Annotated in this window: 14 protein-coding genes and 1 pseudogene; 7 read left to right on the top strand and 8 right to left on the bottom strand. The window is 38.9% G+C overall.

The window, feature by feature from the left end; genetic code table 11:
• Window positions 1-8: 8 nt before the first annotated feature.
• From rnc to pyk, 3 genes are read left to right on the top strand one after another with little or no spacing between them, the layout of a single operon-like run.
• Complete coding sequence (gene rnc, locus AC4IF5_RS04760; protein ID WP_490732179.1) at window positions 9-773, top strand: ribonuclease III; 765 nt, start codon at window positions 9-11, stop codon at window positions 771-773.
• Entirely contained in the window at window positions 751-1224 is a 474-nt protein-coding gene (locus AC4IF5_RS04755; protein ID WP_490732177.1) for an IPExxxVDY family protein, read from the top strand. The genes rnc and AC4IF5_RS04755 overlap by 23 nt, the downstream gene beginning before the upstream one ends.
• Window positions 1217-2662, top strand: a complete 1446-nt coding sequence (pyk, locus tag AC4IF5_RS04750) for a pyruvate kinase (protein ID WP_490732176.1) — start codon at window positions 1217-1219, stop codon at window positions 2660-2662. The genes AC4IF5_RS04755 and pyk overlap by 8 nt, the downstream gene beginning before the upstream one ends.
• Window positions 2663-2811: 149 nt before the next feature.
• Here the strand turns inward: pyk and AC4IF5_RS04745 are convergent, their stop codons facing one another.
• From AC4IF5_RS04745 to hutI, 5 genes and pseudogenes are all read right to left on the bottom strand, one after another.
• A complete protein-coding gene (locus AC4IF5_RS04745; protein WP_490732174.1) occupies window positions 2812-4104 on the bottom strand; it encodes an aldehyde dehydrogenase family protein in 1293 nt (430 codons plus the stop codon).
• A 137-nt stretch (window positions 4105-4241) separates the two neighbouring features.
• Entirely contained in the window at window positions 4242-5165 is a 924-nt protein-coding gene (hutG, locus tag AC4IF5_RS04740) for a formimidoylglutamase (RefSeq protein ID WP_490732172.1), read from the bottom strand.
• A gap of 126 nt (window positions 5166-5291) precedes the next feature.
• Window positions 5292-7304 (bottom strand): annotated as a pseudogene (locus AC4IF5_RS04735) (BCCT family transporter).
• Between the two features lie 346 nt (window positions 7305-7650).
• Window positions 7651-8727 (bottom strand): DUF695 domain-containing protein, encoded by a 1077-nt coding sequence (locus AC4IF5_RS04730; protein WP_490732171.1) that lies wholly within the window; start codon window positions 8725-8727, stop codon window positions 7651-7653.
• A 19-nt stretch (window positions 8728-8746) separates the two neighbouring features.
• Window positions 8747-9973 (bottom strand): imidazolonepropionase, encoded by a 1227-nt coding sequence (hutI, locus tag AC4IF5_RS04725; RefSeq protein WP_490732170.1) that lies wholly within the window; start codon window positions 9971-9973, stop codon window positions 8747-8749.
• A 429-nt stretch (window positions 9974-10402) separates the two neighbouring features.
• Here hutI and ruvB point away from each other — a divergent pair, with 429 nt between their 5' ends.
• The 4 genes from ruvB to coaE are packed head-to-tail and all read left to right on the top strand — an operon-like array spanning window position 10403 to window position 13584.
• The gene (gene ruvB, locus AC4IF5_RS04720) at window positions 10403-11425 is read left to right on the top strand and encodes a Holliday junction branch migration DNA helicase RuvB (protein ID WP_490732168.1); all 1023 of its coding nucleotides are present in this window, start codon (window positions 10403-10405) and stop codon (window positions 11423-11425) included.
• A 32-nt stretch (window positions 11426-11457) separates the two neighbouring features.
• Window positions 11458-12069, top strand: coding sequence for an FMN-binding negative transcriptional regulator (locus AC4IF5_RS04715; RefSeq protein ID WP_490732167.1), 612 nt, complete (start codon window positions 11458-11460; stop codon window positions 12067-12069).
• Between the two features lie 13 nt (window positions 12070-12082).
• Window positions 12083-12949, top strand: a complete 867-nt coding sequence (locus AC4IF5_RS04710; protein ID WP_490732165.1) for an MBL fold metallo-hydrolase — start codon at window positions 12083-12085, stop codon at window positions 12947-12949.
• A gap of 8 nt (window positions 12950-12957) precedes the next feature.
• Window positions 12958-13584, top strand: coding sequence for a dephospho-CoA kinase (gene coaE, locus AC4IF5_RS04705; protein ID WP_490732163.1), 627 nt, complete (start codon window positions 12958-12960; stop codon window positions 13582-13584).
• 85 nt (window positions 13585-13669) lie between these two features.
• Here coaE and AC4IF5_RS04700 read toward each other — a convergent pair whose 3' ends face one another.
• From AC4IF5_RS04700 to AC4IF5_RS04690, 3 genes are all read right to left on the bottom strand, one after another.
• Window positions 13670-16093 (bottom strand): fibronectin type III domain-containing protein, encoded by a 2424-nt coding sequence (locus AC4IF5_RS04700; RefSeq protein WP_490732161.1) that lies wholly within the window; start codon window positions 16091-16093, stop codon window positions 13670-13672.
• Window positions 16094-16103: 10 nt separating this feature from the next.
• Entirely contained in the window at window positions 16104-21125 is a 5022-nt protein-coding gene (locus tag AC4IF5_RS04695) for a fibronectin type III domain-containing protein (protein ID WP_490732159.1), read from the bottom strand.
• 243 nt (window positions 21126-21368) lie between these two features.
• A complete protein-coding gene (locus AC4IF5_RS04690; protein ID WP_490732157.1) occupies window positions 21369-25760 on the bottom strand; it encodes a GEVED domain-containing protein in 4392 nt (1463 codons plus the stop codon).
• Window positions 25761-25871 lie beyond the last annotated feature (111 nt).

Genomic DNA, 25871 nt, shown 5'->3' with positions numbered 1-25871 from the left:
TTCAATGAATGGAGTTACAGAAATACTTTTCTAAATTCCTTCTCAAAAAAAGAAAAAGACAATTAACGGAGAGAGATTATTTTCTCAGTACCGAGCTTAGAAAAGTATTGGGTACTGAGGTGCAGAATATAGCTCTTTACCGTGAGGCTTTTTCTTTGAAAAATTCTTCTAAAACTCAAGACAGCAACTATGAAAGACTTGAATTTTTAGGAGATTCTGTTTTGGGTACAATTATTTCTTGTCATTTGTTCCAGACCTATCCTCAGGCTAATGAAGGATATCTGACGCAGATGAAATCTAAGATTGTTAATAGGAAAAATCTTAATAAATTAGGAGAAGATCTCAAGCTTACCAGCCTTTTGCAAAAGCAGAACAATTCATCAGCTTTAGGGGAAAATATCTCCGGAAATTTATTTGAAGCCTTAATCGGTGCCGTTTATTTAGACTTCCATTATGATGCTTGTAAAAAGATCATTCTGGAAAAGTTGCTGACGCCTTCCGAAATCAATAAGCTTGAAAATAAAATTGTAAGCTATAAAGGTCTCCTGCTTGAATGGAGCCAGAAGAAGAAGGTCAATATAAAATACGAAACCTGCGAAGAAATACAGGCCAATAAATCGGTTGTATTCAGATGTCATGTATGGCTGGGAGACGAAAAGATTGCCAATGCAACGGAGACCTCCAAGAAAAAAGCTGAAGAAAAAGCAGCACAAAGGGCATTTTATATTTTAAATAAAAAAGAAAACATACTTGGAAATTCAAAAACTTTATGATCTGGATGATATAGAATTTGAAGATATTACCATAGGATTGGTAAGATTAGCAAAAGATATACCTGCTCACGAGTTTTTCTATAAAATCAATCAGTCAAAAAACCTCATCTTTTCAAGAAAGAAAGACCTTGTCTTTCATGGGGCTTATTTTGATTATTTTTTTCCAAGATATGAAGCGTATCACAAGTTTTCGAAAACCTGTTTTACCTTTATTTCAAACAAATCTTCTGAAAGTAAGCAAAAAAAAGTTCAGACGGAACTCTTTACAGAAGAAGAAAACATTAAATTTTTATTAAATAATCAGGTAGATGTGGAATATATTCTGCATAGTTCGGAACAGTTTCCTGATTTTTCCGTAATTTTGCTCCCTGAAAATCTTGTGTTTCCAATTCAAGATTATACACTGAGTTCTGATGAAGAACTTTATCAAATTATCCAGTATTATGAATAAGTATTTAAAGAAGACAAAAATTATCGCAACACTAGGACCTGCTTCGTCATCGAAGGAGGTGATGTTAGATTTAATGAAAGCGGGTGTTGATATTTTCAGAATAAATTTTTCACATGCAGATTACGACTTAGTTCGAAAAAATATTGAAATAATCAGGGAGCTGAACAACGAGTATGGCTATTCAGTAGGTATTTTGGGTGACCTTCAGGGTCCTAAGCTGAGGGTAGGTGTTGTAAAGGAAGGTTCCTATCTGAATCCCGGAGATATTCTTACTTTCACCAATGAAAAGATGGAAGGAGATTCTACCAGGGTTTATATGACCTACCAGCAGTTTCCACAGGATGTAAAAGTAGGGGAAAGAATCCTTATTGATGATGGTAAGCTGGTGCTGGAAGTTATTGAGACCAACGAAAAGGATACGGTAAAGGCAAAAACAATCCAAGGTGGACCTCTGAGTTCTAAAAAAGGAGTTAATCTGCCTAATACCCAGGTATCTCTTCCTGCACTGACGGAAAAAGATATTCAGGATGCCAACTTCATGCTTGATATGGAAGTAGACTGGATCGCTCTTTCTTTTGTACGTCATGCTCAGGATATCATTGATCTGAAAGAATTAATTGCAAAACACCCGAACGGTAAATTCAAAACTCCGATCATCGCAAAGATTGAAAAACCGGAAGGTGTTAAAAATATCGATGAAATCTTATTGGAATGTGACGGTTTAATGGTTGCCCGTGGTGACCTTGGTGTTGAAGTTCCAATGGAAGAAGTTCCTGCCATCCAGAAAAACCTGGTAGAAAAGGCCAGATTCTACTCCAAGCCGGTAATCATCGCTACACAGATGATGGAAACAATGATCAACAGCTTAACGCCTACAAGAGCGGAAGTAAACGACGTTGCCAACTCTGTATTGGATGGTGCTGATGCAGTAATGCTTTCCGGTGAAACTTCTGTAGGAAGATATCCGGTACAGGTAGTGGAAAACATGGCCAAAATTGTAAAGAACATCGAGACCACTCATTTCTATCAGCATAAAAATGAGCCGATCGAAAAAGACTATAACTGCATCGATGAGAGATTCATTACAAACAGGGTATGTCTTGCAGCCGTAAGAATTGCTAAAACGACAAACGTTTCTGCCATTGTAACGCTTACTCATTCAGGGTATACAGCATTCCAGCTTGCTGCTCACAGACCGAACTCTCAGATTATTGTTTACAGTGGAAACAAAAGAGTTATTACTATGCTGAACCTTCTTTGGGGTGTTCACGCTTACTATTATGATATGAAGAAATCTACTGATGAAACAATTATCCAGGTTAACATGTTAACGCATAACTATGGCTATATCGAAACCGGAGATTTCGTGATCAATATCAATGCCACCCCATCTTATGAAGGAGGAAAAACAAATACTTTGAGATTGACAACAGTTTAATATAGCAAAAAGGCAAAACTGCAAAAAAGCGAAAAGGCAAATTGCTTTTTCAATATAAAAAAACTCCCGGAAGCAAATGTTTCCGGGAATTTTTATTTTATAACATATAGGTTTTCATTAATACATTGTACACGTTACAATAGTACAAATTAATTACCTACAATAGTCTTTGCCGTTACAAACTCTTTTAAAGCCAATAAAGAAAGCTCTGTTCCATATCCTGAGGCCTTACTTCCCCCGAACGGGAAACGTGGGTCAGAACTCGTCATTCTATTGATGTTTACCGTTCCTGATTCAAGGTTATCAATAAAGAATAACTGACGATCTACCTTCTGGGTCCATACGGAATTGGAAAGCCCGAAAGGAATATCATTTGCCATTTGCAAAGCTTCTTCCTCATTTTTAGCGATCATTATCATTCCAAGAGGTCCGAAAAGCTCTTCTTTCAGAATTGGATTGTCTTCCTGGACCCTAATCAAACCAGGTTTAAATTCGTTTTCTGAAATTCTTTCCAAAGGAATAATAATTTCTGCACCATTTTCCAACGCTCTGTTGAACTGAGCTTCCAACTCATCAGCCAGGTCAGGTCTTGCCATTCCTGCTAATTTAGTTTCTTTATGTAAAGGATCCCCAACTTCATATTTTTTATATTCTTCAATGAATATGGGTAGAAATTCATCTTCAATCTTCTCGTCAATAATAAATCTTTTTGCTGCTGTACAAGTTTGTCCGCAGTTCTGAAGCCTGGATTTCACTCCAGCTTTCGCAGCTTCTTCCAGATCTGCATCTTCGAAAATGATAAAAGCATCACTTCCACCTAATTCAAGCAAAGATTTTTTGATATTTAAACCGGCTATAGAAGCTACTTCTCCGCCAGCCTTTCCACTACCTGTTAAGCTCACCCCTTTTACAATATCATGCTCCAGAATTTCCTTTACAGCCTTATGCCCTACTTCAAGATTCTGGAAAACACCTTCAGAAAAACCTGCCTCCAAAAGAACATCTTCGATTGCATTTCCACTTCCGAAGCAAATTGAAGCGTGTTTTAAAACGACTGTATTTCCAGCCAGAATTGCAGGAATAGCAAATCTCAACACCTGCCAGAAAGGAAAATTCCAGGGCATCACTCCTAAAATGACCCCCTTCGGAACATAATGAACTTCAGAGTAAGCAAATTCAGATTCAACTTTTTCGGGTTTTACAATATTCTCAGCATCGGCATAATAATTCATCATTAAAGCACACTTTTCCACCTCAGCAATCGATTCTGAGATTGGTTTATTCATCTCCGTAGTAATGATCCTTCCAAACTTCTCCGAATTATTTTTTAAGATTTCTGCTGCTTTTGCAATTAACTTCTGCCTTTCCTCAAACGGCACTTTTCTCCACACTGAAAACGCTTTATCTGCTTTAATAAGCTTGCTTTCAATTAATTGTTCCATAATATAATTTCTGTTTTAAATTCAGCTAATGAATTTATGAGCGCTTTTATTTTAAAAGCACCGTGAAATCAGCAAATTCCATTCCTTAAGGATCAATAAAATAATGATTTTCTCTATCGGAAGAATATAACCTTATCTTAAATCATTAGCCACTCATTTACCAGACATGCCGCCAGTCTTGCCGTTCTGTCCTGAATATCAAAAGACGGATTAACTTCTGCTACATCCAGCGCAACCAGTTTTTTGTTTTTTAAAATATGTCTGTAAAAATGCATAAAGGCTGCATCTGCAAAGATACCATTATATGCCGAAGCGGAAACCCCCGGAGCGATAGAAGCGTTAAAAACGTCCATACAAATGGTAAGATAGGCAAAATCCACATTGTTCAGCAGATCATCGATGCGTTGATAGATCGAGGGAAGATTTTCAAAAAACAATTCGTCAGCCAGGATATATTTCATTCCATACTGATGAGCGGTATCAAATAGCTTTAAGGTATTGGAGTTTCTTTGAATCCCGATATGCAGGGAATTTATGGGTCCCTCCTGAGCAATCTGCCAGAATCCTGTTCCTGAGCTCGGCCCTACTCCTTTTTCCGGCTGCCTGTTATCAAAATGGGCATCAATATTGATGATTCCCACTTTCTGTTCAGGAAAAGCTGTTTTTATCCCCAAATAATGAGCATAAGTCACTTCGTGCCCTCCACCCAAAACAAGAGATTTACCTCCCTTTAAAAGTACCTTTGAAACATTCTTGGCAAGGCTATTCTGGGTATTTTCCAGATTACCGTCCTCACAGGTAACATTTCCAAAATCCAGCATCAAAAAATCAGGAAGAATAACCGGGAAATTAGACATATTTTTCCTGATCACATCCGGAGCATCTTTGGCTCCCTGGCGGCCTTTATTCCTCCTGACTCCTTCATCCACAGCAAAACCATGCAAAACGAAATCATTCGTTGAAATATTGTCGTAATTCTGTTCTTCTTTTACTCTCTGAAATAGTCTGTGGAAGAGAAGTTCTTCTCCATCCATTCTACCCTGCCAAATATTTTGAAACATAATTCTTTAAAAATTCAATTTTAGTCACATCATTATATCCAGTAAAGCTAGCTAATATTGTTTACATAAAAAAACGACTTCCACACATTATGCAACGAATTCACTGTAAGAACAATAGATCTCTTTTCAGCCTTTATTCCGGTTGGCATTACTGCTTATGAACATTTCATTTCGCTCCTCTGAAATGATTTCCAAAAACCGTTCATAGTGTTTCAACACATCAGAGATCAATTCATTTTTCGTAAAATACTGCACATCATATCCTTCTCTTGCGTCTCCGAAATATGATCTCGGATAATGGGTCTTATTATCATCCAAATCCGGAAGATTATCTTCATTGATCATGTACTCTGAGACCGTTTTTATTTTATTTTCAATTCCATAGATAAAATTATTGACTACTCCCTGGTGAATTTCTATTTCTATTCTGACAGGATTTTCATACTGATTGATTTTGGCTACAATTCCATTGGCTGCAAATTCCTGCTGCAGATCTGTAAACGCTTCTTTAGCTTTCACCTGAATAAAATGGTCTACCGAAGAATTGTCTTTGAAGGAAACAATATTTTTCAAACGTTCTTTCCAAAATTCTCCTGACCACGGAACTGTGGAAGCTGAAAAGTTTCTGTCATAATATTTCTGATCAATAATAAGACCTTTCATCAGGCTTACGATAAATAAAAGAACAATGATCGAAAAAGGCAATGCCGTAATTAAGGTCATACTTTGTAATGCCTTTAAACCACCCGCATTTAATAATAAAAGTGATAAAACAGCCAGTAAAACACCCCAGAATACAATTTGCCACTTAGGGGATTTCTCAGCATTTTTAGTAGCAATACTGTTCATTACAAATATTCCGGAGTCTGCTGACGTCACAAAAAAAATAATAATGATGAGTATAACAAAAAATCCGGTAAAGGCAGACAAAGGCATGTATTCTAAAAAACGGAACATTAATGCATCCGGATCGGTTGCAAACCGGCTCAATTGCCCATTCGCAATATTTAAATCGAACCATATGGCACTGTTGCCAAATACGGACATCCAGATAAAATTGAATAATGTAGGCAATATTAAAACCGCCAGGATAAATTCCCTGATGGTTCTTCCTTTGGAGATCCTCGCGATAAACAAACCTACATACGGCGACCATGAAATCCACCAGGCTCAGTACAGAATTGTCCAGTCATAAAACCATGGCAAAGCATTCTTTTCATAAACATGGGTATTGAAAGTAAGATTGAAAAAATTGTTAATATAGTTCCCTAAGCCTTCCGTAAAGCTTCCGATCAGATAAACAGTCGGCCCTAATATCAAGACAAAAAGTAAAAGGCCGATCACACTTATTACATTGATGTTGCTCAATATCTTGACGCCTTTGTTCACCCCAGTAATTGCCGAAATAACGGAAAGGGAAATAAGAAAAACAACGATGATCACCTGATAGATAAAACTATTTTCAGGGGTGATGTGAAGTATATTCAGCCCGGAGCTGATCTGTACAACTCCAAATCCTAAGGTCGTGGTGATTCCAAAGAAAGTACAGCAAAGCGCGAAAACATCAATGGCATTTCCCCATTTTCCATTGATTTTATTTTTTAGCAGCGGATAAAAGCAGCTTCGCAATGAAAGCGGTAATCTGTACCGGTAAGCAAAGTAAGATAGTGAGAGTCCCACGACTCCATAAATAGCCCAGGCATGAATACCCCAATGAAAAAAGGTATACAATTGAGCCTGTTTGGCCCTGCTGACATAATGGTTATCTGCAAAAACTTCAGAAGAATAATGCTGCATCGGCTCTGCAACACTAAAATAGATCAGACCGATCCCCATACCTGCTGCAAACAGCATGGAAATCCAGGAAAAGAATGAGTATTCCGGCTTACTGTCATTTGCCCCCAGCTTAATGTTTGCATATTTACTGAAAAGCAGGTATACCAGAAAAATCACAAACAATGTGACAGCCCATACATACACCCAGTTTAAGTTAACAAATATGAATTCTTTAATTTCATTCAGGATATTCTCGGTTGGTTTCGGATACGCTGCCGAAAGAAAGCAGGTTCCTATAATAAATATCAAACTCGGAATAGTGACCCCTTTGCTAAAAGTAGATCTGACATTTTGAAAATTCATCTTTTTTATTTTCGAATTTATTGGATTGACAAGTTTTCCTGGTACGGGATATAGCTGTAAAAAAGTACTGAGAAATAAGAAAATATCCAGGTTTTCCGGGATCTCCGGTGTACTTAAGAACTATAGAAAATTGCGTTTTTTTAATACAAATCAACGGCAATCATGCCACAATATAGGGAAACTTATATAAAAAACGAAAAAGATAAAGGACTTTATGATTTCATTCTGTTTCGCTTTGGCTCTTCATATCAACATTTCAAGCATTCAATTTTTTGATCAAAAAAAACGAATGTGGAAGAAAAATTCCTCCACATTCGTTTTTTTATCAGATTATAAAATCTGTTTTTTAGCTGGCACTGGTATAATATTTAAAATACTGCCAGTACTTATCTTTGAAGATTCTGAATGATATTTTATAGTCAGGGTTATCCTGTATTATTGCTTTAAAAACTTTAGAAATTTGTCTGAAATCCTCACCCGCAAAATAGCTTTCTTTTATATTGTCTGCACTTTCCCTTCCTATGTACAAATATCCTTCTTCTTTCAGTTCTTCAATTGCTTTATTTTCAATATCGCTTAATTTTTCAAAATCCTCTTTTTCCGGAAGCCCGTCATTGGCATCTCCATTATAGTGAATTGTAAGAACCGATATCCACGGATAAGATGCTTTTGCATCATAATGTAATAAGGGAAGATTCATACACGCAATGAGCGGTCTGCCATTTTCCAGGTCAGCTCTGAGAATGGAAAATTCTTCTTCACTATCAGCTCTTTTTACACTTTTATACTTTTCTGTAAATTCTCTTTCCCTCCATTCCAGAAAATCTTTTAGCTTTTCAATAGGAACAAGCTCTTTTTCAGCCTTGTCTATTCCTATAACCGTAAAGGTATCAATCTGTGTCGCAAAATTTAATTCTCCCAGAAAGCTGTCCAGGAAAATACAGACTCCTGTTGTAATGGTATTTTTATTTTCAGCATTGCCATTATAAACGAAGACCAGATCAATCTCGTCCGGATATTCTTCCTGTTCCTTTGAATAGAAAAAAATCGTATCCTTTGTAAATTCATACTCACCCATGCTCACGTTTACATTCTTTGCATCCATTGCTGGTTTTAAAGCTGTAAATTTCCAATGGTCCAACCTGGGAGCTGCTGCGATAAGCTCTTCGGCAAAGACAATATTCCTGGTCTCTCCTTCTACCGTGACAATCAGTTCTGCTGTGAAATCATCAAACATACCGGTCAGGAAATAATATCCTTCATTTACCTGGCTAAGCTTAGGAGAAATGATGTCAAAAAAGTCCTTTTCAATCGCCTCCTGCTCTCTCTTTTTAACAACTTCATAGAAATCCTTTTCCATCGTTAAAAACCAATCCCAAAAGCTTTTATAGTCTAGCTTTCGGTTAAATTCTTTTTCCTCCATATCCTGTCAGACTTTTTGTTTAACCGATAAGATCTCCGTTTATATAAACATGCTCCGCTTTAAGGCTTCCCTGATTATAGAGTATATTCTGGAAATTATTGGTCCTGAAAGTAACAAAATCAGCTTTTTTGCCTGCCTCCAGCTTTCCTCTGTCTTCCAGATTCAGGGCATAAGCAGCACGGAAAGTCATCCCTGCCAATACCTCAGCAGTAGTCAATTTCTGAAAAGCAGCCAGAATAGAAGCCTGAGTAATTAAATTTCCCATGGGTGCCGATCCGGGATTCCAGTCGCTTGCGATCGCTACGATAGCTCCTGCATCCAATAGTTTTCTTGCCGGACTAAACTTCTCTCCCAATCCTAAGCTTGCTCCCGGAAGAGCGGTTGCCACAGTATCAGACTCTGCTAAAAATTCAATATCTTCATCAATGGTTGCTTCCAGATGGTCTGCTGATTTTGCTCCCACTTCTACTGCAATTCTTGAGCTTCCCGGTGTAAACTGGTCTGCATGAACCGTAATTTCAAAACCTAAATCTTTAGTTTTAAGTAAAAAATCTTTACTCTCTTCTGGCTGGAAAGCAGATTTTTCAATAAAAATATCTACACGACTGGCTAAACCTTCTTCTTTTACTTTAGGTAAAATTTCAGTAAGAATATATTCTAAGTATTCCGGATTGTCTCCTTCAAAATCTCTCGGCTTTAAATGGGCGGAAAGACAGGTCGGAACTAAAGTAGCCTTGGTAGCTTCCTGTGCTTTTTTGATGATACGAAGCATTTTCAGCTCATTTTCCACATCTAAACCGTAACCACTTTTTACTTCAATAGTGGTAATCCCAAGGTCAGTCAGAAAGTTGATCCTTTCCAACAGGGTTTTCAACAATTCTTCTTCTGAAGCCTTTCTTGTGTGCTGTACGGAACTCCAGATTCCACCACCGCTTTCAGCAATCTCCAGGTAGGTTTTTCCTGCATTACGCATAGCAAAATCATTAGCCCGGTTTCCTCCGAAACAGATATGAGTATGTGAATCTACAAAAGCCGGAAGAACAACCTGCTCTCCTTCGATCTGCTCGATCTCAATACCAGGATTTTCCGTTTTTAAAGCTTCAAAGCTTCCGATTTTCTGAATGGTGTTGTCATCTATTACAATTCCTCCATCAACAATAATTTCCAGCTGCTCATCGGTAAGTTTTCCTCTCAGGGGTAAATTGGCAAGCGTAACGACCTGCTTGAATGGTCCTATTAATTTCATTAGTTTAAGGTTTAGGCTAAGGTTTAGAGTAAGGTTGATTATTTCTGTTCAAATGACTTATAATTTTATTTAAATCATGTACTTCATCAATCAACTTTTGATTTTCTAAACAATTATTTCCTGAAAAATATTTTATTTTGTTTCCATAGATCAAATGACTTTTGGTTTCATAGACAAGTTATCAGATAGCTGAAACCATTTTTCAGCAATATTCATTGCTTTTTGCCAGACAGGCATTTTATAAAATCTGTTATTGATCTATTATAATAATTTTTTCCTCTCAAAAATACTTAAAATATCTCAATATACTATATCCTCATGATCTCATTCCCTATAATTAGACCAACTTCAGCTCAATCTCTCCTTTTCTTAATCTGCCTTTCAACCTTAGTCTAAATTTCCTATCTTTGAGGTAAATGAAATGAATTAATGCCAGATTTTTTACATCCAGATAAAGAAAACTACTCACGAGAGGAGCTGATGCAGGAAGAGCAGATCCGTCCCCAGAGCTTTAAAGATTTTGCGGGACAAAGAAAAACACTGGAAAATCTTGAGGTTTTTGTGACGGCTGCCAAAAGGCGTGGCGGCGCATTAGACCATGTTTTATTACACGGTCCGCCAGGTCTTGGGAAAACAACCTTAGCCAATATTATAGCCAATGAGCTTGGGGTAAACTGCAAGATCACTTCAGGCCCCGTATTGGACAAACCTGGAAGCTTAGCCGGTTTGTTGACCAATCTGGAAGAAAATGATGTTCTTTTCATCGATGAGATTCACCGTCTTTCTCCGGTTGTGGAAGAATACCTGTATTCTGCAATGGAAGACTACAAGATCGACATTATGCTGGAAACCGGTCCCAATGCAAGAAGTGTACAGATCGGGCTGAATCCTTTTACCCTGGTAGGCGCTACCACCAGAAGCGGTATGCTTACCAAACCGATGCTTGCCAGATTTGGTATTCAAAGCAGGCTTGAATACTACTCTATCGAACTTTTATCAATGATCATTCAGAGAAGTGCCAGAGTGCTGGGGGTTATCATTTATGAAGATGCTGCGATAGAAATTGCAAGAAGAAGCCGGGGAACTCCAAGAATTGCCAATGCACTCTTGAGAAGGGTAAGAGATTTTGCAGAGATCAAAGGTAATGGTGAGATTGAAATCAAGATTACCCAATACGCATTAAACTCTCTGAATGTAGATGAATTCGGATTGGATGAAATGGATAATAAGATCATGCGTGTCATGATTGAAAATTTTAAGGGAAAGCCTGTTGGTATTTCCGCATTGGCTACTTCCATTGGTGAAAATCCGGAAACTCTGGAGGAGGTTTATGAACCGTTTCTGATCCAGGAAGGATTTATCATCAGAACACCAAGGGGAAGGGAAGTTACTGATAAAGCTTATCAACATTTAAGTATTTCAAGGCCGAAAAATCCGGGAGAGCTTTTTTAGTTTAAAGTTTTTAAAAGAAATGTTATTAATTGATGTTTGTTCCTAAATTATACAGAAGTGAAGATCTGGACCTGATGAGAGACATTATCAGGGAAAATTCTTTTGCTTTACTGATTTCTTCTGTGGATAAAATACGGGCAACCCATTCCATGATGATGCTGAATGATAGTAATCCGGAAAATGTTTATATTGAGACTCATATTTCACGAGCCAACCCACAGGCCAAAGCCTTAAAAAACGGCGATGAAGTTCTTTGTGATTTTTTGGGTGCCCATACTTATATTTCCAGCAGCTGGTACGATCATATGAATGTTTCAACATGGAATTATGAAGCGGTACAGATCTACGGAAAGGTTGAGATCATGGATCATGATGAGCTTTATGCCCATTTAGAAAGATTAACCTCTGCATACGAAAAGTTTCAGCAGTGTCCGGTAATGGTGAAAGATATGGGAAAAGAGTTTGTAGAGAAAGAAATGAAAGGAGCTTTCGGGATTAATATTATTCCTACCGAAATATTCATCAAGCAAAAGCTTTCTCAAAACAGAAAAGAAAATGATTTTCAAAGCATCATTTCACATCTTGAGCAATCAGATGATAATGCCAGAAAGATCGCTGAGAAAATGAAATTAATAAAAAAATAATCAAAATATATATATGAAGCTATATCCAATACAATGTGGAAAATTTAAACTGGACGGCGGTGCTATGTTCGGAGTCGTCCCAAAGAGTCTGTGGGAGAAAACCAACCCTGCAGACGAGAGAAACCTGATCGAGCTGGGAACCCGTTCCCTGCTTATTGAAGACGGAAAAAAACTGATCCTGGTAGATTGCGGGCTTGGCAATAAGCAGGATGATAAATTTTTCGGCCATTATTCTCTTTGGGGAGACGATAATCTTGATAAAAATTTAAAGAAATATGGTTTTGTAAAGGAAGATATCACTGATGTATTCCTTACCCACCTTCATTTCGATCACTGTGGCGGCGCCATTGAATGGAATGATGACAGAACCGGATACAGACCTGCATTCAAAAACGCCAATTTCTGGACCAACGAAAACCACTGGAAATGGGCTACAGAACCTAATGCAAGAGAAAAAGCAAGTTTTCTTAAGGAAAATATCATGCCGATGCAGGAAAGCGGACAACTGAACTTTTTACCGCTTCCTACTACCGGAAATTACGGTTTTGCTCCTGATCTGAAAATGGATGTCATCTTTGTAGACGGCCATACTGAAAAGCAAATGCTTCCGGTCATTCAGTATCAGGAAAAAACGGTTGTTTTTGCAGCAGATCTCATTCCTACTGCAGGACACATCAATCAGGTGTATGTAATGGGGTATGATACAAGACCACTTTTAACACTGGAAGAGAAAGGAAAATTCCTTAAGCAGTGTATCGATAATGAGTATTTATTATTTTTTGAACATGATGCGCACCATGAACTGGCAAGCCTTAAAATGACCGAAAAAGGGGTAAGACTTGACGAAACGTTCAGCTTTAATGATGTTTTTGGATATTAATTTATATTATGGAAGAATTACATTCAGATACACCACAGGCAGAGCCACCCGCATCCAAGATTATTGGTCTGACAGGAGGAATTGGCTCGGGAAAAACCACAGTTGCCAGATTTATTGAAGAATTCGGTTTTCCTGTCTATTATTCAGATGACAGGGCAAAAGCCATCGTCAATGAAAGTGAAGAACTGAAAATAAAAATTAAAGAACTGCTGGGTGAAGAGTCTTATGATGAAAACGGACTCTATGACAGAAAATTTGTTGCCGAAAAAGTTTTTAGTGATAAAGATCTTCTTCAGCAATTAAATGAAATCATTCATCCCGCTGTAAGGATAGATTTTGAAGATTGGGTAAAAAAGCAAACCAAGTATTTGGTCTTCAAAGAAACCGCATTATTGTTTGAGCTAAAGCTCAATAGGCAATGTTACAAATCTCTATTGGTAACGGCCGAAGATAATATCAGGATCAAAAGAGTCATGGACAGAGATCATAAAACCTACCGTGAGGTGGAATCTGTCATGGAAAAACAGATGTCTGAAAAGGATAAGATCAAAATGGCAGATTGTATCATCTACAACAATACCAATCTGGAAGAGCTGAAAGAGCAGACTGAAAAAGTCATCTTCAGTATTGAATAAATAAAAACTCGTTAGAAAGATTTCTAACGAGTTTTTTATGCTCTACAGTCCTTATTCAGAAAACTGCTGTATTTAAATAGGTATATTATTCCTTGATAAATTTTTTCTGTACTGTTTCACCATTATCATCAATATCGATCACATATACTCCATTGATAAGCTTACTTACGTTAATCTGATTATTCAGTAAAACACCTTCTGCAATTTTCTGCCCTGCTGTGTTGTAAAGTTTATAGTGAGCTTCTTTGCTAATATTCTTCACATATAATATCGTACGTACCGGGTTAGGATAGATTAGAATACTGTTCTGATCAACCGAGTTAGGAACTAACTTTTTAGAAATTTTTACCTTATAATTTTCAACTTCTCCATTTGCAAAACCTGTACAATTCTCAGGAATAGCCCCTCTTCGCATTACTACTCTCATTACTACATACTTATGATCAGACATACTGATAAAAGCATCTGCCGGCACACTGAATTTACCTGATACAGGAGTTATAGTATTCGGAGGAGAAGTAAAGACTCTCTCATTAATGTCAAACTCTCCATTTCTGTTGAAATCGATCCATACTGCAATTCCTTCATCATAAGTAGTTCCAGTCCATTTCTTCTCAATAATAATCTCATTATCTGCAGATCCCTGTATCAATTCTATGAAGGCTTCGGGGACTCCTGTATAATCTGTAGAAACGGATGCGCCAGAAGCATTTTCCATGACAGGCTTCCCACTCGGTCTAACAGTAACTTTTGCAATATGTTCACCAGCTGAACTTTCTGAAGCCATCTCACAATAAATCACAGTAGGTGTTGTAAAAAAATACAGAGGGGTATAAGTACCCGGCGCTCCGCTACAAATATTAGCAACCTGCATTTCATATTTCGTAAGTTCCGTCAGACCTGTCAGCGTATACATATTTGTTGTTACCTGAATGCTTGTCCAGCTTGGAATACCTACTTTCCTATATCTCAAAATATAGGTTGCTCCAGGGAAAGGGTCCCATGTGACCTCTGCCTTTGTTGGCAAAAGCTGGGTAATTGTTAATCCCGAAGGCGGAAGTTCACAAGTTCTTTCAGTTGTAAACGTTTTCGAGTTGGAGTATGTTCCGGGAAGACACTGAGTATTCGCGATCTGAGCTTCATAGGTTTTATTGCTATTTAAGCCTGTAAGATTAAAAGTGTTTACGGGAGGAGCTGGCAAGTTCACGGAATTCCACTGTAAGGATCCCACTTCTCTCCATCTCATTACATATGCTGGGTTTAATGCTAATGGGCTCCAGGTAATTAAAGCCGAATTTGATGTAACACTACCAATGATTAAGTTGGGAGGCATAGGATCACATTCTGTTAAGAATTCGTTGTGAGAATAAACTCCTGTTATGTTATTACATACTGCAGCAATCTCGACTTCATATAAAGTATCAGGCAATAAGTTATTTGTCAAATTAAATGTATTAGCTGCTAATGGCGCCCCTGCTGCAGGCTGGCTTGTTGTAATCCAGGTTGGCGTACCAACAGGTCTGTATCTTATAGCGTAAGATTCTGCATTATTGCTTAACGGCCAGCTTATGGAAGCGGAGTTATAAGTCACACCACTTACTGTTATTGTTGGAGCTACAGTACTACAATCGGGAGTGGTAAAGCTTTGTCCGGAAACCCAGGGACTTTTACTCGTTGATCCACATACGGAACGTAACCACCAGAAATAAGTAGTATTCGGCGATAATTGATATAAATTAGCTGTAGTAGAGGTTGAAGATCCTGTGGGTACAGTTGTTCCATTCGGGGGAACATTCACCGTTGAAATATAATATTCATACCCACCGGCCGGAGCTACAGAAGGGGCAGTCCAGTTAAGTGTAGCAGAAGTCGCTGCCATTGGAGATACGGATACTGGTGTTGGAATAAGACAAGTATTAATTAAGATATTATCAATAGCAGCTGGAGGTTGAGCACCTCCACTACCATTATTTGTCCATTCGAAAATCAGACGCATCGTTGTACCGGCAAAACCGCTTAAATCCAAATTAGAATTGATATAGGTCTGCCATCCAGTTTGCTGATTAAAATCATTGCCTACCTTTACTCTTCCAGATCCGGCAGTGATCTGAGCTCCCGCCACTGGAGTAAACGATGAAGGAACAAGCCATACTCTTAAATAGTCCTGATTATCTTCACCCACCGCATTCCAGTCAAATGATATATTACAGATAGTAGTTCCGGCCGGAATAGAAATAGGCACATAGGCATGGGTGATGCTGGAAACATCTGTATTATAAGCATGTGAATTTCCGTTGGAATTTGAAATATAAATAGCATTTGCAGGATTTCCCGCAGCACTTCCGTAATACCAATTATTGCCCTGCTGTTGACTTGTAAAGGTAAAATTACCATTACTTCCGGTAAAATTTTCACTATAAGGAAGGTTTGCCGTAGTACAGGCATTTAATACAATACCAATCAAAGTAATGTACAAAAATAATACTAAAGAAGAATGTATATGTTTCATTTAGATTTTCTTATTCTTTAATAAATTTCTTTTGCACTGTTTTGCCATTATCATCAATATCAATTACATAAACCCCATTGATAAGCTTACCTACGTTAATCTGATTATTCAGCAGAATCCCGTCTGCAATCACCTGTCCTACAGCATTGTAAATCTTATACTTTGCTCTTTTACTGATATTTTTCACATATAGCACTGAACTTACAGGGTTAGGATAGATCAGAATATCATCCTGGTTGACAGGATTAGGAATTCCTTTTCTTGAAATTCTCACCGAATAGTCTTCCACTTCTCCATTGGCAAAATTAAGACAGTTCACAGGAACATCGTCTCTTTGCATGGCAACCCGCATAATCACATATTTATAATCTGTCATACTTGCAAAGGCATCTACAGGTACATTGAACTTACCTGAAACAGGAGTCGTGGTATTTGGTGGTGAAGTAAACACCCTTTCATTGATATCAAATTCTCCGTTCCTGTTGAAATCGATCCAAACTGCAATTCCTTCATTGTAAGTATTTCCTGTCCACTTCTTCTCAATGATAATCTCATTGTCTGTGGATCCCTGGATCAGCTCGATGAAGGTCTCAGGAACTCCGGAATAATCTGTATAAGTGGATGCCCCTGAAGCGTTCTCCATAATCTTTTTACCATTCGGTTTCACTGTAACTTTAGAAATATGTTCTCCTGTTGAACTTCCCGAAGCCATTTTACAATAAGTCACTGTAGGGGTTGTGAAGTAGTAAGGCAGAGTGAAGGAACCAGGAGTCCCGTTACAGATATTAGCCACCTGCATTTCATATTTTGTAAGTTCGGTCAGCCCGGTCAGCGTATAGGTATTGGTAGAAACCTGAATATTTGTCCAGCCCGGAATTCCTACTTTTCTGTATCGCAGAATATAACTTGCTCCCGGAAAAGGATCCCATGTAATTTCTGCTGATGTAGGCAATAGCTGAGTAATTGTCAGCCCAGGAGGAGGAAGTTCACAGATTCTCTCAGTAGTAAACACTACAGGATTTGAATATGAATTCCATGTGGTTTCTCCTGCACATTGGCTGGCGATCTGTACTTCATATGTAGTATATGGATCAAGACTGCTCAGGGTATAGGTATTGGCTGGAGCTGCAGGCAGATCGATTTCCGGATTTAGCCATCCTGTACTTCCTACTTTTCTCCAGCGCATTTTATAAGTTACACCAGCAACAGCCGGAGTCCAGGTAATTAAAGCGGAGTTTGTGGTGATACTGCCTACCGTCACATTTGGAGGAGCCGGATCACATCTTGTAGTAAACGCTCTCACAGGTGTAAATGTTCCTACCGAAGTCCCGCAGTTGGCTGCAACCTGAACTTCATAAGTAGTAGATGGTAACAGGTTATCCAATGTATATGGAACACTTGAGACGTAAATATCGGTCCATGTAGTTGTCCCCTGTTCTCTATACTGCAAAAGATAAGTAAGGTTGTTTGTTGCTGCAGTCCATTCTATAATAGCAGAGTTGTGGGTAATTGTATTGAATGAAAAACCAGTCGGAGTATCAGTACTGCACGGTTTTAATATTACTGCATAATCTTCCACTTCTCCGTCAACAATATTCTGGCACATTACAGGAGCGCCTGTACGTCGTAAAGCCACTCTCATTGTAGTAGTCAATGGACCTGAATATGCATTTGCAGGAACATCGAATGTTTCCGTTACCGGAGTCGTTGTATTAGCCGGAGAAATTAAAATTCTCTCATTATCTGTAAACTGCCCGTCTCTGTTAAAGTCTATCCAAGCCGTAACGGCTGTATTGCTTGTTGCTCCTGTCCAGCCTTTCGCTACCGAGATCTTATTATTGGTTGAGCCTATTTCTAATGTAATCAGTGTAGCTGGTGTGGTATAGCTGGTGTAGTTATTTTGTACGGAAGTATTGTTTACTACCGGTAACGCCGGATTTACAGGAGTTACCGTTACATTTGAAATATGTGCATTGGTTCCTGTACCTGTCATCGGACAGTAAGATAGTACAGGGGTTGTAAATTGCTGTGATGGTGAGAATGATCCCTGGCTTCCATTACATATTGTTGCTACCTGAACTTCATATTGGGTCTGCTCGGTTAAACCGGAAATAGTATAATTATTCCCCGGGGCCAACACAGGGTTTATGGTCGTCCATGCTGTAGTTCCAACCCTTCTGTATCTTAATACATAGGTTGCTCCCGTAGTAGCAGCCCATGAGACATTAGCTGAATTCGGAGTTAGGTTGGTTATGGTAATATTGGATGGCGCTGCACTGGTACATCCTGCCATATCAATGATTTTGACAGCATAATCTTCTACTTCCCCATTGACGAAAGATCCGCATACAGAAGGGCTGCTTGTATCCCTCATTACAACACGCATCCTTGTTGTAAGAGGACCTGCATAAGCCGTTCCTGGTACCGGGAATGCTGCTGTCGCCGGGGTAGTTTGATTATTACCTCCATTTAAAATCCTTTCTCCTGCATCAAATGTTCCATTTTTATCAAAATCTATCCAGACACTTACCGCTTTATTACTCATAGCTGCCGGCCATGATTTTGAAACTGAAATATTATTATTGGCTGTTCCCCTAACCAGAGTTATTAATTTTGCAGCATCTGCTGAATAATCGGTATAGTTATTGGCTCCTGAACTATTACTCATAGTATAGGAGTTGGTAGCAGCTACTGTTACATTTGAAATATAACCATTATTGGCATTACTGGAAGTCGCTGCACAATATGGGGTCATGAAAACCGTAGTTGCAGAGAAATTACCGGTCACTCCTGAACAGATATTTGCAATCTGAATTTCATAATGCGTTCCTGCTGTCAAACCGGTAAGCGTTACTGTATTAACAGCCGGATTGGGATTAACAGTAGTCCATGCTGTAGCTCCTGCTACACGGTAACGTACTATATAGGATGCATTATAAGATGCATTCCAGGTAATGGTTGCCGTTGCTTGTGTAGTCGCTGTCACCAAAACACCTCCCGGCGGGTTAGAAGTACAGATCGGTAATGTATCTATGGAAGCATCTCCTACCGCATAAAAGACATTATTAATAGCGCTTACCCTGATCTTTGCTATTCCCCCCACAGTAAGAGGAAAAGAGCTAAAGTCCAGGGACTCGCTTCCGTCATTAGGCGTTGAAGCTGCCACTACATTCCAGGTTACCCCGTTATCTGTTGTAAAATCTATTTTTACATTGGGTGCATTATAGGGTGCAGCATTGGTGTTGACAACATCCCAGGTTACATTGGTAGGACCGTTATTATAAACCGTTGTCGGATTCACCTTGAACGGGCCGTTATTTCCTACAATAATGGTCTGAACAGCAGACTTTGTCTGTTGTTGGCTGGCAACAGGGTTATTATCTCTTACTGTTACTGCAAAATTAGTTGTTCTGGGAACAGTGGATACGGCTTCCCAACCATTAGTATCATGTAAAACACCAGCTAATACAGAAGATAGTTTGGGAAAATAACGAGAAGGACTTACAGATGGTATCAAAGATCTGAATGAAGCTCCTTCAGTGGTATTTCCCAAATTAATATTATCGATAGAAACAGTCCCCATCTGATCTACTTGTTCCCAGGTATATGTCAATGGGTCGCTCTCTGCATCTGTAGCAGAAGCCGTTAATACAAAAGCAGTTTCTTTAGGAATAGTATAGGTAGGTAATGGAGTAATTACCGGAGGATTATTTGTTATTGGTGTTTCTATATCACAAGTTCTAGCTGCCAAAACTGTCTGCACCTGATCTAAAGTACCTTTAAGAAAATAAGCATCACTATTGGACTGTATATCAAATGTACCCCCTGCAGAAGGAAAAATCCCCGCACCAGCGGCATTTCCATTAGCAATCCCCGCATAAGCCATAATTGTTGATCCTGAACCCGGTTCCCATTGTACAGGTGCACCTTGGTTCTGATACGAAAAGGTATGATTCCCGCCCAACTGGTGTCCCATTTCGTGGGCAACAAAATCAATATCAAAAGTATCATACTGTGGTCCACCATTGGCAGGTGAGGTATACCCTGAGCCCTTACCATTTCCTGTAGCTGAGTGTGGATTACCCGGTTCAAGACAGATACAACCTATACATCCTGCCATTCCACCACCACCTGTAGCACCAAAGAGGTGCCCTATATCATAGTTCGCATTTCCTACATTTGCTGTTAAAGTTTGTTGTAATTCCGTACTCCACGAATTAGGTGCTTGGCCTCCTGGAGGGACAGCTGTGTATGGATCTGTAGCCGGATTAGTGTAAATTACATTCGGATAGTTCTGCAGATTCAGGTGAAGTGCAAAATCTTTTTCAAAAACACCATTTACTCTGGTAAGCGTTGCATTAATGGCTGTTAACGCTCCGGCAACTGTCCCTCCATGAAATTGGGTATATTCTCCTGTAACAGACATGGCCAGCCTTAATGTTCTGTATTTTCTATCAGATGATCTGGCAAAATCAGTCGGTTGGTTTTTAAAAGATTGTCCTTCTCTGTGAAGCTTTTCTATTTCATGTTTATCACTTTCTTTTTCCACAGTGGAGCAAACGAATCCGGCTTTACCGTCTCCCGTTTTAGGATGAACACGATAAATGGTTTTCCCGGCATTAGCTGGTTCTATAAATTCATAGCCCTCCTCTTTCATGATCATCGATTGAAAATCATTGGGAGCCAAACTAAATCTAAGGTATTTGGCCGGATCATCAACTCCCACTCCTACATAGGAACCTAGCTGATATTGTTCTGCCAGTTCTTTCACTACAACAGGAAAGCTATACACGGCAAATTTTTCTATCTTCCCGTCTAAGGTTGGCAGGGATATGATAACAGGTTTTGCATTTTTTCCTGTTTCCTGCGCTTTCTCCAGTTGAGATCTTAGCAGTGAAATGTCTAAAGAATAATAGCTATTAGTTTGCAAGCCCTCTTTAATTACTTTTCCATCAGGTGCCGCAGGAGCCCATTGCGCATGAACTATTGCAAACAAACAAAGGAAAAAGAAAGAAATAAAAATTTTCTTCATAATTTTTCTTAAAGATTTGAATTAATCTCACAAAACTAAACACTTTTATATCAACAAACAATACGTTTTGTATTTTGATTGAAAACTTCGCAATAAAACATTAAAACAATTAAAAATATCAACAGTTTTATACAAAAACAAATGAAAAAATTCAAAATTTGGTGATTAATTAAAAATATAAAGAGGTATACAAAAAAATAAGCCCCCATTTCTGGAGGCTTATTCTATCTGAAATTTAGTTAATTATTCTTTGATAAATTTCTTTTGAACAGTTTTACCATTATCTTCGATATCTATCACATAAACACCATTGATCAATCTGCTAACGTTGATCTGGTTATTTAACAGGATACCATCTGAGATCACCTGTCCGGCTGCATTGTAGATCTTATACTTCGCTCTTTTGCTAATATTTTTCACAAACAATACTGAACTTACCGGGTTAGGATAGATCATAATGTCATTCTGATCAAGAGGGTTAGGAATTACCTGTTTAGTAATTCTTACTGTGTAATCCTCAACTTCTCCATTTTTAAAGTTAGTACAGTTTACAGGAATACCATCTCTTTCCATCGCTACTCTCATGACCACATATTTGTAATCAGTCATGCTTACAAAGGCATCCGTAGGAACATTGAATTTCCCTGATACCGGACTTGTAGTATTTGGAGGTGAAGTAAATACTCTTTCGTTAATATCGAATTCTCCGTTTCTGTTGAAGTCGATCCAAACCGCAATTCCTTCATTGTAAGTATTTCCTGTCCATTTCTTCTCAATGATGATCTCATTGTCTGTAGATCCCTGGATCAGTTCTATGAATGTTTTAGGAACTCCGGTATAATCTGTATAAGTAGATGCTCCTGAAGCGTTCTCCATAGTCTGTTTACCATTCGGCTTCACTGTAACTTTGGAAATATGCTCTCCTGTAGAACTCTCTGAATTCATTTTACAGTAAATCACAGTAGGGGTTGTAAAGTAGTACGGAGGTGTATAGTTCCCTGGTGTACCATTACAGATATTGACAACCTGCATTTCATATTTCGTTAGCTCTGTAAGACCTGTTAAAGTAACGTTATTAACCAATGTAGAAACTTCTGTCCAGCTTGGAATACCAACTTTTCTGTATCTAAGAACGTATGTTGCTCCAGGGAAAGGGTCCCATGTGATTTCTGCTGATGTAGGCAACAATTGGGTAATCGTTAATCCCGGAGGCGGAATTTCACATATTCTTTCTGTAGTAAATACTTTAGGGTTAGAATATGGATTTATAGTCGTTTCTCCGTCACATTTGTTGGCAATCTGCACTTCATAGGTAGTGAACGGCTCCAAAGGAGTTGTACTACCCAATACATAGGTATTTACCGGAGCTGCAGGTAAGCTCACATCAGTCCATGCTGTAGTACCTACCTTTCTCCATCTCATAGTATAGCTAGAGCTTACAGCAAGCGGCGACCAGGTAATCAATGCAGTGGTCGGAGTAATGTTACTTACAGTTACATTCGGAGGTGTAGGATCACATCTCGTTGTGAACGTTTTAATCGGAGTAGCTGTCCCTACAACATCTCCACAAATTGCAGCAACCTCAACTTCATAAGTCGTTGCCGGAGTAAGTCCATTGATAACCAGATTTGGAAGGTTACCCAATAAAGCTGAAGCATATACTTCTGTCCATGTTGTAGTTCCTGCAACTCTGTATCTTACTATATAACTAACTCCTGCACCTGTAATATTAACTGTAACAGAAGTATGTGTAGGGGTAAATCCAGGTGTATTTGGCATAGCATTACTACACGGTCTTATCCTTACTCTGTAATCTTCTACCTCACCATCTACTGCATTCTGGCACATAACCGGTGCACTTGTACGTTTCAATACAACCCTCATCGTAGTAGTCAATGGTCCTGTATAAGCTGTTGCAGGAACTGCAAACGTTGCCGTTACCGGAGTGGTTGTATTAGCCGGAGAAATTAAAATTCTCTCATTATCTGCAAACTGACCGTTTCTGTCAAAATCGATCCAGGCTGTTACAGCATCATTTCCTGTTGAACCATTCCATCCTTTCGCTACAGAGATCTTATTATTTTGAGAATTAACATCTAAAGTAATAAGGGTCTCAGGTGTGGTGTAATTTGTATAATTATCTTGTACAGAAGTATTATTCATTGGAGGTACTCCCAGGTTTGAAGAAGTAACTGTTACATTTGAAATGTGATCGTTCGTTCCTGTACCTGTCATCTGACAATAAGACAACGGTGGCGTTGTAAATGTCACGGATGATGAATATCCTCCTGTAGAAGCTCCGCACTTCGTAGAAACCTGAACTTCATAATTCGTCTGCTCAGTAAGACCCGGAATTAGATAATAGTTTTGACCGGCCGGTAAAGTATAGGTCTGCCAAACACCAGCAGGTGTTGTTCTCCATCTTACTGTATAGGTAGCCCCTGTTGTTCCAACCCATGACACTGTTGCTGAAGTAGCTGTAAGGCTGTTAACCGTAATATTGGTTGGAGCAGCTGTTGTACAGTTTTGAGGATCAACAAACCTCACAGCGTAGTCTTCCACCTCACCCTGAGAGAATGTTCCACACTCATTAGCGTTATCAAAATATCTCATTACCACACGCATACGGGTAGCAAGAGTTCCGGTATATACATTACCACTCGCTGTTGTAGGTACAGGGAAAGTAGCTGTAACAGGAGTTGTCGTGTTATATGTAGTATTCAGGATTCTTTCATTTGCTTCAAATGTTCCGTTTCTGTTAAAGTCAATCCATGCAGAAACCCCATAAGAACTGGATGTACCTGGCCAGTATTTGCTAACGGAAATTTTATTATTTGCAGAACCTCTTTCCAGGATCACAACTCTTGTTGCATCAGCTGTATAATCTTTATAGTTATCCGATCCTGAATTGCTTACCATAATCGGAGTATTCGTAGGCGTAACAGTTACATTATTGATATAACCGCTTGTAGGAGTATTAGCCGTAGGCCCTGCAGTACAATACGTAATAGCAGGAGTTGTAAAGGTAGTGCTTGTAGAGAATGGTCCTTGTACTCCTCCGCAGATTGTAGCAATCTGCACTTCATATTGTGTCTGTTCTGTAAGGTTATTTATAGTATAATTACTCGCAAGAGGTGTAGTGATATTTACCTGAGTCCATGGTCCTCCTGATACAGGTCTGTATTGTAAAACATAAGTAGCACCTGTCGAAGGCAGCCAGCTTACAAGAGCTGCAGTCGGAGTAAGGTTTGAAACTGTAATAGCTGGAGGTGTAGTACTACATGGCTGTAAACTCATAACTGACAATGTAAAGTCTACATAATTACCATAAGAAGCTGACCCACAACTCGATAGAGCACCACTCCAAGATGTTGCCGTTCTCACCCTGTAATTACCAGGCGCCTGTGCCGCAGGTATAACAATTGATGCCGTTCCGTTGGTAACATAAGTGGGAGTTGCCAATATAGTCTCTCCCGGATCATTAAAGCTCATGTTATTATTCCAATCCACCCAAACATAATAATAGTAGGTACTTGTTCCAGTATTATTCAAAGTCATGGTGACAGTGTTACTAGGTAACGCTGTAATCACTGAAGCGGTACTATTAACATAAGCAGAGTAGGAATTAGCAGAATAATTAATATTCGTGATTCCCCCTGTTGTATTAACAGTTTTCAGATAATATGACGTTGAGCTGGTACCTCCCGTAGGTGTACAATATCCTGTAAAGATATTAATCGGTCCTATCCATGTACTCTGATCCGCTGTACTACATTTTGATCTTACCCATACATAATAAGCAGTATTGGCAATCAGTGGAGAAAGCGTTGCACTTGTTCCTGTAGTAATAGTTTGTGAAGCTGGAGTTGCAGCTGTTGGCGCTGTAGCAGATGTACTGTAATATATTTCATATCCTTCTGCAGGTGCAGGCGAAGGAGCAGTCCAGCTGACTTCCGCATTTGTTGGGGTTACCGTACCTAATGTAAATCCTGAAGGAGGTATACACGAAGGAGCTGGTCCAAAAGTTAACTGAAGATTAGGTCTGTTAGAATTAACAGTTCCGGTATTGGTTGTAGGGGGTGAGTTATCAACCTCAATATACATATGTCGTGATGTAGCACTGGTATAAGTAAAACCACTTCCTGCTGTACCCCCAGTTCCTGAACCTCCATAGCTGGTCTCTACTAATACCACCAAATTTTCCGTTCCATTATAATAGTAAGGAGTTTGCAAGGTTAATGTATTCCATCCTGTAGTTATATTATTGAGAGTTCCGGTATACACCAATGAAGCTCCGGCCGTTGCTGTAGACCAGTCTTGTGATGTAAGAGTAGTTGTTGCAGCCGGAACAGTCTTTAAATAAACCCTTACCGGGATAGCAACACTTGTAGCTGTTGTTGCGTTCCATGCTACAGAGAGCACGCTTCCACCCGCAGGCAGATTAATTTCTGATGCAGTATAAAGAGATGCATCTCTTTGATATCCATAGTACACACCCAGAGGGTATCTCTGAGTACTGGTACCGGTTCCAATTGTGACGGTTTGCGCCTGTGAAAAGAGTCCGAAGACCATACAAAGCAATGTTATGAGCACCCGCCAGGGCTTGCTCACTTTACAAAGTAAAAATCCACTCATATGTTTTGAATTTAGTTATAATAACAATAGTAAGTTAAATAAGGTATAGTGTTTCCTATTCGCTGATGTTCAAAATACTTTGAAACACCCATGTTTACAGATAATCTGTGT

This window comes from Chryseobacterium sp. UF-290, assembly GCF_058245615.1.
Note: the sequence above shows the minus strand (reverse complement) of the source record. Positions and strands in the feature narration are given on the sequence as shown.